Source organism: Ensifer sp. ZNC0028 (genome assembly GCF_000799055.1).
Lineage (GTDB): Bacteria > Pseudomonadota > Alphaproteobacteria > Rhizobiales > Rhizobiaceae > Ensifer.
The window spans coordinates 123468-138103 of record NZ_JTLA01000035.1; the positions used below are offsets into that span (position 1 = coordinate 123468).

Below are 14636 nucleotides of genomic sequence, written 5' to 3' on the forward strand. Positions count from 1 at the left end.
TTCAGTGGCGTTCAGCTTAAGAGCGCGGCCACGTGCTCGTGCGTTTTCCATCGATCGATCAGTGTTCTATTGAACCGGAACGGAAACAGATTTCCCTTTGACCAATTTTGCTGACCTTGGCCTGAGCCAAAAAGTTCTCTCCGCTGTCACCGATGCGGGTTACACAATCCCGACCCCGATCCAGGCTGGCGCCATCCCGCCGGCGCTGCAGCGTCGTGACATTCTGGGCATTGCCCAGACGGGTACCGGCAAGACCGCTTCGTTCGTGCTGCCGATGCTGACGCTGCTCGAAAAGGGCCGCGCCCGTGCGCGCATGCCGCGCACGCTCATTCTGGAGCCGACGCGCGAACTCGCTGCACAGGTCGCAGAGAACTTCGACAAGTATGGCAAGAACCACAAGCTCAACATCGCGCTTCTGATCGGCGGCGTGTCGTTCGACGAGCAGGACCGCAAGCTTGAGCGTGGCGCTGACGTGTTGATCTGCACGCCCGGCCGCCTGCTCGATCACTTCGAGCGCGGCAAGCTCTTGATGACCGGCGTAGAAATCCTGGTGATCGACGAAGCCGACCGCATGCTCGACATGGGCTTCATTCCCGATATCGAGCGGATCGCCAAGCTGATCCCGTTCACGCGCCAGACGCTGTTCTTCTCGGCGACCATGCCGCCGGAAATCCAGAAGCTTGCCGATCGCTTCCTGCAGAACCCGGAGCGCGTCGAAGTTGCCCGCCCGTCTTCGACGGCGCAGACCGTAACGCAGCGCTTCGTCGCAGCGCACGCCAAGGACTACGAAAAGCGCGCAGTGCTGCGCGACCTGATTCGTGCCCAGGACGAGCTGAAGAACGCGATCATCTTCTGCAACCGCAAGAAGGACGTCGCCGACCTCTTCCGTTCGCTCGACCGTCACGGCTTCTCCGTCGGCGCTCTGCATGGCGACATGGACCAGCGCTCGCGCATGACGATGCTGGCCAACTTCAAGGACGGCAACATCAAGCTGCTCGTCGCCTCGGACGTTGCTGCTCGTGGTCTCGACATCCCCGATGTCAGCCACGTCTTCAACTTCGACGTTCCGATCCACGCGGAAGACTACGTCCACCGCATCGGCCGTACCGGCCGTGCCGGCCGCTCGGGCGCTTCCTTCACGCTGGTGACCAAGCGCGACACGAAATTCTCCGACGCCATTGAAAAGCTGATCGGCCAGAAGGTCGAATGGCTGAACGGCGACCTTTCCAATCTGCCTGAGCCGATGGAAAGCCACGACACCGGCCGCCGCGAACGCGGCCGTGATGGCCGCAAGGACCGGAAAAAAGATGGGGATCGCGGCTCGAGGGGCCGTTCCGATCATAAATCCGATACCGTGCGCGCCGATAGTGAGGCCGAAATTGAAACAGTCGTGGAAAGGGCGGAATCGGTGAAACCGGCACGCAGCGCAGAGAACAAGCAGGCACAGAACAATCGCGGCGATCGTCCGGTGCGTGCATCGAACCCTGCCAACGACGACAATCGCGACCGCCGCAACCGCCACCGCCGCGACTATGACGACGGCCCGACGCCGGTCGGTTTCGGCGACGAAATCCCCGCCTTCATGCTGATTGCCGGCAAGGCCTGATCCGAACGGATGGGCCAGCCAGGCATCGATTTTCCGGGCTTCGGCTGCGGACTTGTCGTCGTGCGCGATGGCAAGATCCTGCTTTACAGGCGCTTGAAGGCGCCTGAGGCCGGTTACTGGAACATCGTCGGCGGCAAGGTCGACCACATGGAGCGCTCGGAAGCTGCGGCCCGACGCGAGGCCGAAGAAGAAAGCGGCCTCAAGATCCGGTCGAGCGAATTCCTTTGCCTGAGCGAACAGGTGATCGAAGCCGATCGCCAGCACTGGATCTCGATGATCTATGTGACCCGGGATTTCTCCGGCGAGCCGCAACTCGTCGAGCCGGACAAGCTTTCCGAATTCGGCTGGTTCAGCCTCGACGCCCTGCCCCAACCGCTGTCGCGTTTTACCGCCGATGCTGCTGAGGCCTTGCGCAAGCAGGAACACGGCGTCGCCGCATAGCTTGGCGGCGATTGGCCAAATCGCTGCCGGCGTTCATCGGGCGCGTCTCATTTCGCAATTTTTCGGGTGCCGCTGTCGGAGGAACAACCGTCTTCCGAACGCAATGCCTAGTGGCGTGTGACGCCGGAAGCAGAAAATCCTCTGCAGAAACGGGCCGAGCACCCTTTGTGATTCGTCACGCGGGATGCGGTGCCCGCAGTCGAACACCTTGAGATCGACGGGCACATCGGCGTCGGACAAGGCTTCGTAAAACGCCTCTGCCTGGGAAACGGGCGCGCGGTCATCATGCCGTCCGTGCAAAAGCAGGATCCCCGATCTGATGTTACCAACATGATGCAAGGCGGAGCGAGCCTTGAAGACTTCACTGGAAAGCCCGGCCTCCAGTTCTATCGCCTTTCGGATCTCCATAGGGGCGTTGTCGAAAACGCTTTTGAGATCATAGACGCCACTTGCCAGAACGACGGCACGAAGGTCGGATAGCTGGGCAGCGACCATAGCCGCGGCGACCGCGCCGCGGCTGTTTCCATAGAGAACGATTCGGTCCGGATCGATTGCGGGGTGCTCTCTCAGAAAGGCGACGGCAGCAATGATGGCTTGCTGCGTTCGGGAGCCACAGAAATCCGCAGGCCCGAACCCTGGTGGGAAACCGCCGCCGTCACAATGTTCAGTCGGGACGAAAACCGCGTGAGACCGCCACTGTCGACAAATTCGCTTGCGCCGAGACGACGTCCGCCCTGGTTGCCATGGACAAGCAGAATCGCACCCCTTGGCGCGGTTCCGATGGCAGACGCCTGGAACAGTTCAACGGCCGTTCCGTCACCTTGCGGGATCATGTGTCGTGTGACTGGCATCGCTGGATCCGGCCGACGTCACTTAGGCGCGCGGGTGGGCGGCGCGGTGATCTGTATTTCATCTGAGGCCACGCATATGTTGGGCGGCCTACTTCCGGGAGCGTTGCGCTGCCTCATAGGCAAGCCGCACCCAGCGCGCCATCTCGTCCGGATCGTCGAATGCGTCGTCCGGAATGCTCCAATAGGGCATCTTCACCGGCTTGCCCTTGCCGTCATAGGCCCATTGCCGCGAACCGGCTGCCTCGAGCGCGGGCGCTGTTTGTTCGTCGCCCTTGAGCAGGATTTCGCCGTCGACCTCAAGCGCGAAGATCACGCCCTGGCAATAAATGCCCTTGCCGCCGAACATCCGCTTGATGGTCACCGGCCCGAGGACTTCGAACATCTCTTCGATTGCGGCATTATCCACGCGTCTGTTCCTCCAAGATACCGCCAGCGGCGACGATCTGTTCCGGCGTATCGAGATCGAGGCGCGCCGCGGCGCCGAGTTCGACATCGATGACCGGCAGGCCGCTCTTTTCGATGATGTGCCTTGCGCCAACGTCTCCGAGCAACTGCCGGATCGCCGAAAATGTCTGACGCGGCAGGATCACCGGATTGCCGCGCTGCCCGCCGGCGGTCGCCCGGATGATCGAGCGGCCGCCCTCGGCGACGAAACGCTCGATGAGCCGGCGCAGGTCGTCGCCGGTAATCCAGGGCATGTCCGCCAACATGACCAGCATGCCGGCCGCCCGCGTCCCAATTGCCGAAAGCCCCGCCGTTAGCGAGGAGGCCATGCCCGAGATGTAGTCCGGATTGGAGACGAACGTCACCGGCAGCCCTTGCAGCGCGTCGCGGATGTCGGCCTCGCGGTGGCCGGTCACAACGCTGACCCTACCCGGCGTGGCCCTGAGCGCGGCTTCGACGCTGCGGCGCACGAGCGGCACGCCGTCGAAGGTGGCGAGAAGTTTGTGTCCGCCGTCCGCACCCATCCGGCTGGCCCGGCCGGCGGCCAGAACGACAACAGAAACCGAGGACAATGACAACTCCGTTGCAGCGTCGCGTGGCTGCGGCCGGGTCGGGATTTCGCTCAACAGGCCGCCGACCCCAAGTCCGGTAATATCGTCGAAGCTCGGCCGCTCGCCGGCAAGGATGCGGTCGAGGATCCAGTCGAAGCCGTTCTCGCGCGGGCTGCGGGCGCAGCCGGGCGCACCAATGACCGGCGTCTCGCCGACCCGGCCGAGAACGAGAAGATTGCCGGGATCAACAGGCATTCCGACGTGATCGACCACGCCGCCGGCCCGCCGGATTGCCGCGGGAATGACGTCGTCGGGATCGGCAACCGCTGACGCGCCGAAGACGACCAGCAGGTCGTGCGTTTCTCGGATTTCGGTAATCGCCGTCGCCACGGCGGCCTCGCTGTGCGCGACGCGCCGTTCTGTGAGGAGTTCGCTTCCGGCCTGTCGCAGCCGCGCCGCCAGGATGGCATGTGTCTTGTCCATCACCTGCGGTTTGAGGTTTGGCAACTCCGTTGCTATCAATGCCGTTCGCCGCGCCGCGAACGGCTTGACCTCGAAGGGGCGATGGTTGCGCAGCAGCCTTTCCGCCTGCTCGATGAAGGCGCCGGCGACCGCAAGCGGGATGATCTTGATCGTCGCGACCATATCGCCGGGCTGCACCGGCACATGGTCGGCGAGACAGGCGAAGGTGATGGACGGATCTATGCGGTTCAACCGATCGACGATTTCGCGGCTCGCAACAAAGAGACCGGCGACCTCGGAATAGACATTGACGCGGCCGGTCGCAGCCCGCGAAAACCGGAGATGATCGGGGGCGATGGCCGCGGCAACGCGCGTGGCTGCCTCGTCTTCCGGGAAATCGCCGGCATCAAGCCGCGCAACCACAACCGCGTCGACGCCGGTGGCGATCAAAGCGGCGATGTCGGCGGCCGTGAGCCGGTGCCCCTTCGGCAGCCTCAGATCGCCGGCCTTCACCGCATGCGCGAGCATGGCGCCCTCTGCTTCCGCGACCTTGATCGGTCCGAACCTCATGCTCCACTCCCCGCGGCGCCAACGTCACGCCGTCGCAGCGCCTCGATGATTTCGGCGAGGATCGCAACCGCGATTTCGGCCGGACTTGCTGCGCCGATATCGAGACCGATCGGCGCTCGGATGCGGGCCATGTCGGCATCGGCGACCCCCGCATGTCGCAGCCTTTCGATCCGCGTGGCGTGGGTCTTGCGGCTGCCGAGCGCACCGACATAGAAGCAACCGACCGACAATGCCGCCTGGATCGGTCGGTCGTCGATCTTCGGGTCGTGCGTCACGGCGGCAAGGGCTGTGAAGCGGTCGAGCGGTCTGAGTTTCAGGGCGTCCTCCGGCCATTCGGCGATGAGGTCGACACCGGCAAAACGTTCCGGCGTGGCAAAGGCCGTGCGCGGATCGATGATGGTCATGTCGAAGCCGGCAACGGGCGCAAGCTGCGCCAGGGCCTGTGAAATGTGCACTGCACCGATGACGATGATGCGCGGCGGCGGCAGATAGACGTTGAGGAAGAAGGCACCCTGCCCGGTCTCGACGATGCCGGGCCGGCCGGATTGCAGCGCACGGGCAACGGCTTCGCGCCAGGGGTCGGGACAGTCGTCGCCTTCGAGGTGGACGCGGACGTCGCCGGCAAGATCGCTGACGGTGACAGCGGCACGGCGGGCCGCGCGCGCAAGGTTGAGTGTTTCCAGGATCGCCCGTTCCATTGTCAGCCGTTTACCCGCTCCACGAGGACCCGGATCCTGCCGCCGCAGGAAAGACCGACGCGCCAGGCGGTCTCATCCGCGACGCCGAATTCGAGTATTTTCGCAGCACCCGAAACGATTACGTCGGTTGCCTCGGTGATGACGGCGCCCTCGACGCACCCACCCGAAACCGAGCCCTGAAAATTGCCGTCGCCATCGATCAACAGATGGCTGCCGACCGGCCGTGGTGCCGAACCCCAGGTCTCGATAACCGTTGCGATCGCCACCCGGCGTCCTTGCTTCAGCCAGGCCTCGGCGATGTCGAGGGGATCGAGAACATTGCCTGCCTGCCCCATACCTGCCACCTCCCATCAATGCCGTTCATCTTGGTCCGGTCATCTTGGCCCAGTCATCTTGGTTCGATGAACCGCCGCGGGTCCGCCTGGCGGGAGCGCTGACCGGACAGCGCCTTCACCAGTTCGCCAATTGATTCAAGATTGTGCACGGCCCGGAATTCGTCAACATGCGGCAGCATCGCCCGCACACCGCGCGCGCGTGCTTCGAAGCCGTCGAAGCGCAGCAGCGGGTTGAGCCAGATCAGCCGCCGGCAGGATCGGTGCAGGCGATCGATCTCGATTTCGAGATCGGCCACGTCGTCGCGCTCCAGGCCGTCGGTGATCAGAAGCACGATCGCGCCGTGCCCGAGCACGCGCCGTGACCAGCGTCGGTTGAACTCGTGCAAGGTCTCGCCGATGCGCGTGCCGCCGGACCAGTCCTTGACCGCAGCGACGCAGTCGTCGATCGCCGCGTCCGGATCGCGATTGCGCAATTGGCGCGAGACATTGGTCAGCCGGGTTCCGAAGAGGAAGGTATGAACGCGTCGCCGCTCCTCGGTCAGCGCATGCAGAAAGTGCAGAAAGATACGGGTGTACTGGCTCATCGAGCCGGAGATGTCGGCGAGCACGACGAGCGGCGGATGGACGACGCGCCGCTCCCGAAACCGCGGAAGGATCAGTTCGCCGCCAAAGCGCATGGCATCGCGCATGGTCGCGCGCGGGTCGATGCGGATCTGACGCTTCGAGGAGCGGAAGCGCCGCGTGACGACGCGGTCCATCGGCAGCGTCAGGGCCGAGAGCGCGCGCTTGGCCTCGGCAAGCTCGGCGGCGTTCATCTGCGCGAAATCGGCACGGCGCAGAAGCTCGCGACCGGAAACCGTGAAACGGGCATCAACCTCGATCTCCGGCTCGTCGCGTGGCGGTCGATCCGCCTCGTGCCCGGAAACCAGCGCGTCGCTGACGCGGGTTTCGCCTGCACGGCGCTGCTGCCGTTCGCTCTCGCGTTCCGGCGCCAGCGGCGACATCATCGCGATCATCTTTTCGACCAGCCCGCGCGAGCGCCAGAACAGGCGAAACGCCTCGTCGAAGACCGGCTGGTCTTCGTGACGTTTGACGAAGACGCATTGCAATGCGGCGTAGAACGCGTCCCGTCCGCCGATCCCGATCAACGCCACCGCATCGATGGCGTCAGCGATGGCGCCTGGCCCGATCTTGATGCCGGCGCGGCGGAGCGCGCGCGCGAAGAAGACGATGTTGTCGGCAAGCCGTCCGTCGCCTGCCGCGATGGGCGGGGGAACATCGTTCCTGTGCTGCTCCCGCGCCTCCGTCATCAGTTTGCCGCCAGCAATTCCGCCTTGACCTCGGAGAGCAGCTTTCGCCCCTCTGCCCCCTCTATCCTGGCGATGTCGTCCTGGTATTTCAGCAGCGTTCCGAGCGTGTCGGCAATCGTCTCCGGATCGAGCGCCAGCCGGTCAAGCTCCGTCAGCGCCGTTGCCCAGTCGATGGTTTCGGCAACGCCCGGGTTCTTGAAGAGGTCGATCGTGCGCAGCCGCTGCACATAGGCGATGACTTCGCGTGACAGGGTGGCGTTGCAGCCGGGAACCTTGCGGCGAATGATCTCTAGCTCCTGCGCCGCCTTGGGATAATCGACCCAATGATAGAGGCAGCGCCGCTTCAGCGCGTCATGGATCTCGCGGGTGCGGTTGGTGGTGATGATGACGACAGGCGGTTCGTCCGCCCGGATCGTACCAAGTTCCGGAATGGTCACCTGGAAATCGGACAAAACTTCCAGCAGGAACGCCTCGAAGGCTTCATCTGTCCGGTCCAGCTCGTCGATCAGAAAAACGGGCGCACGCCCTCCGTTCGACGAAATCGCCTGCAGAACCGGGCGGCGGATCAGGAAACGTTCGGAGAAGATGTCGCTTTCGACCCGCTTGCGATCGACCTTGCCGGATGCTTCCGACAGGCGGATTTCGAGCATCTGCGCTGGATAGTTCCATTCGTAGACGGCCGAGGCGACGTCTAGACCCTCGTAACACTGCAGCCGGATCAGTGGCCGGTCGAGCGCCTTGGCCAGTACCTTGGCGATCTCGGTCTTGCCGACGCCGGCTTCTCCTTCGAGAAAAAGCGGGCGCTTCATCCTGAGCGCAAGAAACAGCACCGTCGCCAGCGCCGTGCCGGCGAGATAATCATGCGCCTCCAGCAGTGCCATCGTCTCTTCGATGGACTGTGGCAGGCCCGTTGCCGCCTGTGTCGCCATGTCTCCTCCACCACGGCCCGAATCGATCGCTGGAAGCTGGAAGGGGATAAAATCCACCGGCGAGCTCAACGACTTAGAGCGATCTTCTCATGTTGCGATGAGCAGTCGATCGCTGCGTAAAAACTTATAGCGAGTGGTATCCGCGGTCCACATAAATGAGCGGCGGGCGGGACGACCCGATCGAGACGTCGACGACTTCGCCAAAGAGCACCAGATGCGTGGCGATCGTCTTCACCTCGACCAGACGGCAATCGAAAGCGGCGGTGGCGTTGACGAGGATCGGCGCACCGGTCGTAAGCCGCGTCCACTGTCCGAGCGCAAAGCGCAGATCCATGTCGAGCTGGTCGCGGCCGGAGAAGCCATGGGCCAGCGCCCGGTGTTCGTCGCCGAGCAGGTTGAGCGCAAAGCTGTCGCTGCGGGTGAAGATCTCGTTGCGCGGATTGGCGCCGTTCAAGCAGACGAGAACCGTCGGCGGGCTATCGGAAACCGAGCAGGCCGCAGTCACGGTGACACCGCGCCGCTCGCTGCCGTCAGCGGCGGTAATGATCTGCACGTGACCGGCCAGGCGGCTCATCGCGTCGCGATAACTGATAGGGTCCAGCCGGGTCTTCTCCAACACATCTTTCTCCAGGCGATGTCAGGCACATACATAGACGCTGTCGGAAAATATGAAACCCGCTGGAAGGAGATTCTTGCACATCTGCGACGTGGCCGTGACGCAGATTGAACCTTCTTCACCAGGAGCGACATCTTTTCCTTTGACGCCGCGGGGCACTTCCTTAAAACATGCGACAACGACCGTGCCTCGCGTCAGACGCGAGCGGCAACGGAAGAGGAAGCTGTGGTGGCTCGCCGTAGGATTTTGCCCCGGATCGGTTCGGACGCGAAAGCTTGCGGCGGCGGAGTAAGTGAATGCGTCGATCCATTGTCACCAGCCTTATCCTTGCCGGACTGGTGCAGGCAACGCCGGCTTGGGCGGCCGGTATCAAGGTGGCGGTCGTTGCGCCGGTGGAAGGTCCGTTCGCGGCGCTCGGTAAGCAGATTATCGACGGCGCAGGCTTCAAGGCCGGTGATCGCGGCAGCGAGATCGTCGTCATTCCCGAGACCTGCGATACCGCCGGCAACGAGGCGCTGACCAAGGCATTGCTTGCGGCAGGTGCCGAAGCCGCCGTCGGCTTTCTCTGCACCGAAAGCCTGGATGCCACGCTTCCGGCCCTGACCGAAGCGGGCTTGCCGGCAATCACCCTCAGCGTGCGCTCCGATATCCTGATGGAAGACGCGCTCAAGAACAAATGGCCGCTCTTCCGCCTTGCGCCGAGCGGCAATGCCGAGGCCGTGGCCATCGTCGATGCCATCGTCAACCGCTGGAAGGACAAGCCCATCGCGCTCGTCGACGACGGTACGATCCACAGCCGGGAGCTGGTCGAGGCGGTGCGCGCAGCGCTTGCCGAAATCGGCATGACACCGGTCTTCAGCGACACCTACCGGCCGGCGCAGGAGCAGCAGATCAACCTGGTGCGACGCCTGGTGAAAAGCGGCGCAACCCACGTCTTCACCGGCGGCGACCGGCAGGATACCGCGGTGATCGCCCGTGATGCCCTTGGCGAAGGCGCAAACCTTACCTTGCTTGGCGGCGATGCCTTGAACGCGGCCGATCTCACGGTTCCGCTTGCCGATGGCGTGCTTGCAGTAACGCTGCCGGATGCGGCGCAATCGCCGGAAGGCAAGCCCTTTGCCGACGAAATGCGCGCCGCCGGCATCGAGCCGGAAGGCTATGTGATGCCGGCCTTCGCGGTGATGGCGTTGCTGGAGGAAGCCAAGGATAGGGCAGCACAGGACGACAAGTCACTGACCGAAGCGATCGCCGGCAAGGGGCCCTACCCGACCGTTCTCGGCCTCACCGCCTTTAACGCTGCGCACGAGCGCGCCGACAATCCCTACCGTTTGATGCAGTGGCAAGGCGACCATTTCGTGCCTGCGGCCGCTGAAGGAGCCACGCCATGATGCGTCCGGGACCGCTGAACCTGATCACCGATGTCAAAGGTCTGACGGTCGGCAACGCCGAGGACCATCGCCTGAAATCGGGCGTCACCGCGATCGTCTGCGACCCGCCGGCAACGGCCGCCGTCCAGGTTCTGGGCGGTGCGCCGGGTACCCGGGAAACCGACCTTCTCGACCCGCACAACACGGTGCAGACGGTCGATGCACTCGTTCTTTCCGGCGGTTCGGCCTTCGGGCTTGACGCTGCGTCCGGTGCGCAGGCGGCTCTCAGGGAGATGGGCCGCGGCTTCGCTGTCGGCCCGCACCGGATCCCGATCGTCCCGACGGCGATCCTCTTCGACCTCATCAATGGTGGCGATAAGGATTGGGGCCGCTTTCCGCCCTATCGTGAACTCGGCTTCGAGGCAGTCGGGCGGGCTGGAGCGACATTTTCGACCGGTTCGGCAGGCGCTGGCACCGGTGCGCTGACCGCTGGCCTGAAGGGTGGTCTCGGTTCCGCGTCGACCGTCCTGCCGAACGGCATCACCATCGGCGCGCTTGTCGCCGTCAATGCGCTCGGATCCGCTACCGTCGGCGACACCGGGCATTTCTGGTCCGCGCCCTTCGAGCTGGATGACGAGTTCGGCGGGCTTGGCCTGCCCCACCCGATGCCGGCCGACGCGGCCGACATCCGCATCAAGTTCCGCGACCGGCAGGCGGCCGTCGCCAACACGACGATCGCGGTGATCGCGACGGATGCGGTGCTGACGAAGGCCGAAGCCAAGCGCCTCGCGATTGCCGCCCATGACGGCTTTGCCCGCGGGCTCTGGCCGGCGCACACGCCGCTCGACGGCGACCTGATCTTCGCGCTTGCGACCGGCGCCAGCGGCAAGACGCCGACAACAGAGGATTTCATCGATCTCGGCGCGGTTGCCGCCTCGACCATGGCGCGCGCGATCGCCCGCGGGGTCCACGACGCGACGCCGGCGGAAAACGATCTCATGCCCTGCTGGTCGCGGCGTTGCTGACGCAGCTTTGATTGCAGGCATGTTGTTTGCGGGGCTCGGCGGTGCTATTCCCGCGGAAAACACGCTGGAGTGCGCCATGACCCACCCTATCCGCATTGCCCCGTCGATCCTGGCGGCCGATTTCTCCAAGCTCGGCCAGGAGGTTCGCGATGTCGTCGATGCCGGCGCGGACTGGATCCATCTCGATGTCATGGACGGTCATTTCGTGCCGAACATCACCTTCGGCCCCGATGTCATCAAGTCGTTGCGCCGCTACACCGATGCGACGTTCGACTGCCACCTGATGATTTCGCCCGCCGACCCGTTTCTCGAAGCCTTCGCCAAGGCCGGCTGCGATATCCTGACGGTGCATGCCGAGGCCGGTCCGCACCTGCACCGCTCGCTGCAGACGGTCCGTTCGCTCGGCAAGAAGGCGGGCGTGTCGCTCAATCCGGCAACGCCCGAGAGCGCCATCGAATACGTGCTCGATGAGCTTGACCTGATCCTCGTCATGACCGTCAATCCGGGCTTCGGCGGGCAGAAGTTCATCGACGCCACCGCGGAAAAGATCCGTCGTATCAAGGCGATGATCGGCGATCGGCCGATCGAGATCGAAGTCGATGGCGGCATTGCGCCTGAAACGGCAGCCATTGCCACCGGCGCTGGCGCCAATGTTCTCGTTGCCGGCTCGGCGATCTTCAAGGGCGGCTCGGTCGAGGCCTATCGCTCGGCGATCGAAGCGATCCGTGCGCCGGCCGAGAAGGCCTATCGATGACAGCACGCGCGGCAATTTCCGGTCTTTGTTGCCTGGCTGCGGCCGCCGCTGCATCGCCGGCTCTTGCTGGCGACTATGCCGCACTGCAGCCGATCGGCTTTTCGGCCGACGGCAATGTCTTTGCCTTCGAGGAATATGGCGTCCAGGACGGTTCCGGCTTTCCTTATTCGACCATCTATGTGATCGACACGCGCAATGACAGCTTCCTGCCCGGCGCGCCGGTGCGCGCTGTCAGCCGCGAAGACGGCAGCCCGCTGTCGAAGGCGCGCCATGAAGCCCGGCGTCGGGCAGCCCCCTTGATCGATGCCTATCGCCTGGCCGATGCGCCCGGGCTGCTCGCGGCCTTCAACCCGATCACGGAAGCCAACGCCAAGCCGCTCTCGCTGACCTACGATGCCTTTGCAGCCGATCAAGCGTTCCGCGAGACCTATACGGTTACGCTCGAGGAAACGACCTTCGAGCCGGACGGCATCTGCAAGGACTTCCTGAAGGAAACCAAGGGTTTCCGTCTGTCGATGACGATGAAGGCGGGCGCGCCGGCAAGCGACGTGCTTCAGGATGACAGCCGCATACCGGAAAGCCGCCGTTGCCCCACCGGCTATCAGGTCGGCGGCGCCATCACCCACCGCAACGACGACGGTTCGGAAACCCACGTGATCATGGTGCTTGTCAAGTCGCTCGGCTTTGAAGGCACGACGGACGGGCGCTGGATCGCGATCCCGACGCGGATCGCCAAATGAACGAGGCGGCCGCCAGCGTCGAAGCGAAAGCGGGGCGTGCGGCGGCCGGTGCCCGGAAACGGACCCGCCTCGCCCGGTCCGTGCCGAGCCTTCCGCTATTGCTCTTCGGCGCGCCCTTGTGGAGCGCGTCGATGACGCTGTCGGCGTGGTTTGCGCTGTGGCTGCGGGAACGGGACGCGACCTTCCATCTGGCCGAACTGCTCTGGGTCTTCGGGGCCGGCGCTATGCTCGCCTGGCCGCCGGCGCTGTTTCTCGCCCGCTTCGCCGCGATCGGACGCCGCGTGGAAACGCGTTTCGCGGCCTATCTCTTCTTCCTCTCGCTCGGCACGATCGGGATGACGGCACTGCTTTTCGCGCTCGACTACCGCGAATTCTATGCACAGTGGCACGCCCCGATCGGAACCACGACCTGGCTCTTCCAGTTCGCCTTTACGACGCTGATCGCCTTCTACCAGTTTCTGGTCATGGGCCTTCGCCTCTTTTTGCCCGTCGGCGGTGTTATACTGTTCGCCGTCTGCCTGTGGCTGGCAGGCGATCGCCATGAGCAACGGCGTTGAGCTTCGCGGCTATCTTTGCTAGAGGCACGGCCATCCCTCCACTGACGACGAAAGCTTAAGCCCATGATCCCCCGTTACTCCCGACCGGAAATGGTGGCCATCTGGTCGCCGGAAACGAAATTCCGCATCTGGTTCGAGATCGAGGCCCACGCCTGCGATGCGCTTGCCGAAATCGGCGTGATCCCGAAGGATGCCGCGCGCATGATCTGGGAAAAGGGTGGCGCTGCCACTTTCGACGTCGCTCGCATCGACGAAATCGAGGCCGTCACCAAGCATGACGTGATTGCGTTCCTGACGCATCTTGCCGAATTCGTCGGCCCCGACAGCCGCTTCATCCACCAGGGCATGACCTCGTCTGACGTGCTGGACACCTGCTTCAACGTGCAGCTGGTGCGTGCGACCGACCTGCTCCTCGCCGATCTCGACAAGCTGCTCGAAGCCCTGAAGCGCCGCGCCTTCGAGCACAAGGACACGGTGACGATCGGCCGTTCGCACGGCATCCACGCCGAGCCGACCACCTTCGGCGTCAAGCTGGCACTCGCCTATGCCGAGTTCGACCGTTGCAAGCAGCGCCTGCTGGCCGCACGCGAAGAAGTCGCCACCTGCGCGATCTCGGGCGCCGTCGGCACCTTCGCCAACATCGACCCGCGCGTTGAAGAACATGTCGCCGAGGCACTTGGCCTGAAGCCGGAACCGGTTTCGACCCAGGTCATCCCGCGCGACCGTCACGCCATGTACTTCGCGACCCTCGGCGTCATCGCCTCGTCGATCGAGCGCCTGGCGACGGAAGTCCGTCACCTGCAGCGCACCGAAGTGCTCGAAGCGGAGGAGTATTTCTCGCCGGGCCAGAAGGGCTCGTCGGCCATGCCGCATAAGCGTAACCCGGTCCTGACCGAAAACCTCACGGGCCTTGCCCGCATGGTTCGCGCCTTCTCCATTCCCGCCATGGAAAACGTTGCGCTCTGGCATGAGCGCGACATCTCGCACTCCTCGGTCGAGCGCATGATCGGCCCGGATGCGACGGTGACGCTCGACTTCGCGCTCGCTCGTCTGACCAGCGTTATCGACAAGCTGCTCGTCTACCCCGAGAACATGATCAACAACATGAACAAGTTCCGCGGGCTCGTGCATTCGCAGCGCGTGCTTTTGGCGCTGACGCAGGCCGGCGTGTCGCGTGAGGATGCCTATCGCCTCGTGCAGCGCAACGCCATGAAGGTCTGGGAACAGGGCAAGGACTTCCTCGAGGAACTGCTGGCCGATGCGGAAGTCCGCGCGGCGCTTTCCGAAGAGGACATCCGCGAGAAGTTTGATCTCGGCTACCACACCAAGCACGTCGACACGATCTTCAAGCGCGTCTTCGGCTAAGGTTCCGGGCTGAGC

At 64.1% G+C, this 14636-nt stretch carries 15 protein-coding genes and 1 pseudogene; 8 read left to right on the forward strand and 8 right to left on the reverse strand.

The window, feature by feature from the left end; all coding sequences use genetic code 11:
• Positions 1 to 97: 97 nt before the first annotated feature.
• Positions 98 to 1606 (forward strand): DEAD/DEAH box helicase, encoded by a 1509-nt coding sequence (locus L981_RS09655; RefSeq protein WP_043614459.1) that lies wholly within the window; start codon positions 98 to 100, stop codon positions 1604 to 1606.
• Between the two features lie 9 nt (positions 1607 to 1615).
• Positions 1616 to 2047, forward strand: coding sequence for an NUDIX domain-containing protein (locus L981_RS09660; RefSeq protein WP_043614461.1), 432 nt, complete (start codon positions 1616 to 1618; stop codon positions 2045 to 2047).
• A 132-nt stretch (positions 2048 to 2179) separates the two neighbouring features.
• Here the strand turns inward: L981_RS09660 and L981_RS09665 are convergent.
• The 8 genes and pseudogenes from L981_RS09665 to L981_RS09700 form a co-directional block, all read right to left on the reverse strand.
• A pseudogene (locus L981_RS09665) lies at positions 2180 to 2898 on the reverse strand (alpha/beta hydrolase family protein); the annotation flags it as partial.
• Between the two features lie 88 nt (positions 2899 to 2986).
• Positions 2987 to 3304: a TfoX/Sxy family protein gene (locus tag L981_RS09670; protein WP_043614463.1), complete on the reverse strand. Its 318-nt coding sequence runs from the start codon at positions 3302 to 3304 to the stop codon at positions 2987 to 2989.
• Positions 3297 to 4925: an NTP transferase domain-containing protein gene (locus L981_RS09675; RefSeq protein ID WP_043614466.1), complete on the reverse strand. Its 1629-nt coding sequence runs from the start codon at positions 4923 to 4925 to the stop codon at positions 3297 to 3299. The genes L981_RS09670 and L981_RS09675 overlap by 8 nt, the downstream gene beginning before the upstream one ends.
• A complete protein-coding gene (locus L981_RS09680) occupies positions 4922 to 5623 on the reverse strand; it encodes an XdhC family protein (protein ID WP_043614469.1) in 702 nt (233 codons plus the stop codon). Before L981_RS09680 ends, L981_RS09675 begins: the two co-directional genes overlap by 4 nt.
• Before the next feature lie 2 nt (positions 5624 to 5625).
• Positions 5626 to 5958, reverse strand: a complete 333-nt coding sequence (locus L981_RS09685; protein WP_043614472.1) for an XdhC family protein — start codon at positions 5956 to 5958, stop codon at positions 5626 to 5628.
• Positions 5959 to 6011: 53 nt separating this feature from the next.
• On the reverse strand, positions 6012 to 7268 hold the full coding sequence (locus tag L981_RS09690) for a VWA domain-containing protein (RefSeq protein ID WP_043614475.1): 1257 nt from the start codon (positions 7266 to 7268) through the stop codon (positions 6012 to 6014).
• Positions 7268 to 8197, reverse strand: a complete 930-nt coding sequence (locus L981_RS09695; RefSeq protein ID WP_043614478.1) for a MoxR family ATPase — start codon at positions 8195 to 8197, stop codon at positions 7268 to 7270. Before L981_RS09695 ends, L981_RS09690 begins: the two co-directional genes overlap by 1 nt.
• Positions 8198 to 8321: 124 nt before the next feature.
• Positions 8322 to 8771: a flavin reductase family protein gene (locus L981_RS09700; protein WP_082005956.1), complete on the reverse strand. Its 450-nt coding sequence runs from the start codon at positions 8769 to 8771 to the stop codon at positions 8322 to 8324.
• Positions 8772 to 9109: 338 nt separating this feature from the next.
• Between L981_RS09700 and L981_RS09705 the strand changes: the two genes are divergently transcribed.
• From L981_RS09705 to purB, 6 genes are all read left to right on the forward strand, one after another.
• The gene (locus L981_RS09705) at positions 9110 to 10201 is read left to right on the forward strand and encodes a branched-chain amino acid ABC transporter substrate-binding protein (protein WP_043614483.1); all 1092 of its coding nucleotides are present in this window, start codon (positions 9110 to 9112) and stop codon (positions 10199 to 10201) included.
• Positions 10198 to 11205 carry a P1 family peptidase gene (locus L981_RS09710; RefSeq protein ID WP_043614487.1) on the forward strand — a complete coding sequence of 336 codons (1008 nt, stop codon included), beginning with the start codon at positions 10198 to 10200 and terminating at the stop codon, positions 11203 to 11205. The genes L981_RS09705 and L981_RS09710 overlap by 4 nt, the downstream gene beginning before the upstream one ends.
• A gap of 76 nt (positions 11206 to 11281) precedes the next feature.
• A complete protein-coding gene (gene rpe / locus L981_RS09715; protein ID WP_043614490.1) occupies positions 11282 to 11959 on the forward strand; it encodes a ribulose-phosphate 3-epimerase in 678 nt (225 codons plus the stop codon).
• Positions 11956 to 12699 (forward strand): DUF2259 domain-containing protein, encoded by a 744-nt coding sequence (locus tag L981_RS09720; RefSeq protein ID WP_043614493.1) that lies wholly within the window; start codon positions 11956 to 11958, stop codon positions 12697 to 12699. The genes rpe and L981_RS09720 overlap by 4 nt, the downstream gene beginning before the upstream one ends.
• Complete coding sequence (locus tag L981_RS09725) at positions 12696 to 13256, forward strand: hypothetical protein (protein WP_156134023.1); 561 nt, start codon at positions 12696 to 12698, stop codon at positions 13254 to 13256. Before L981_RS09720 ends, L981_RS09725 begins: the two co-directional genes overlap by 4 nt.
• 63 nt (positions 13257 to 13319) lie before the next feature.
• A complete protein-coding gene (gene purB, locus L981_RS09730) occupies positions 13320 to 14621 on the forward strand; it encodes an adenylosuccinate lyase (RefSeq protein WP_043614496.1) in 1302 nt (433 codons plus the stop codon).
• Positions 14622 to 14636: the final 15 nt, after the last annotated feature.

Coding starts and splice junctions, on each gene's coding strand:
- L981_RS09700 (WP_082005956.1), bottom strand. CDS start 8,771: ATGAGCCGCCTGGCCGGTCACGTGCAGATCATTACCGCCGCTGACGGC.
- L981_RS09725 (WP_156134023.1), top strand. CDS start 12,696: ATGAACGAGGCGGCCGCCAGCGTCGAAGCGAAAGCGGGGCGTGCGGCG.
- purB (WP_043614496.1), top strand. CDS start 13,320: ATGATCCCCCGTTACTCCCGACCGGAAATGGTGGCCATCTGGTCGCCG.
- L981_RS09695 (WP_043614478.1), bottom strand. CDS start 8,197: ATGGCGACACAGGCGGCAACGGGCCTGCCACAGTCCATCGAAGAGACG.
- L981_RS09685 (WP_043614472.1), bottom strand. CDS start 5,958: ATGGGGCAGGCAGGCAATGTTCTCGATCCCCTCGACATCGCCGAGGCC.
- L981_RS09680 (WP_043614469.1), bottom strand. CDS start 5,623: ATGGAACGGGCGATCCTGGAAACACTCAACCTTGCGCGCGCGGCCCGC.
- L981_RS09720 (WP_043614493.1), top strand. CDS start 11,956: ATGACAGCACGCGCGGCAATTTCCGGTCTTTGTTGCCTGGCTGCGGCC.
- L981_RS09710 (WP_043614487.1), top strand. CDS start 10,198: ATGATGCGTCCGGGACCGCTGAACCTGATCACCGATGTCAAAGGTCTG.
- L981_RS09690 (WP_043614475.1), bottom strand. CDS start 7,268: ATGACGGAGGCGCGGGAGCAGCACAGGAACGATGTTCCCCCGCCCATC.
- rpe (WP_043614490.1), top strand. CDS start 11,282: ATGACCCACCCTATCCGCATTGCCCCGTCGATCCTGGCGGCCGATTTC.
- L981_RS09660 (WP_043614461.1), top strand. CDS start 1,616: ATGGGCCAGCCAGGCATCGATTTTCCGGGCTTCGGCTGCGGACTTGTC.
- L981_RS09705 (WP_043614483.1), top strand. CDS start 9,110: ATGCGTCGATCCATTGTCACCAGCCTTATCCTTGCCGGACTGGTGCAG.
- L981_RS09675 (WP_043614466.1), bottom strand. CDS start 4,925: ATGAGGTTCGGACCGATCAAGGTCGCGGAAGCAGAGGGCGCCATGCTC.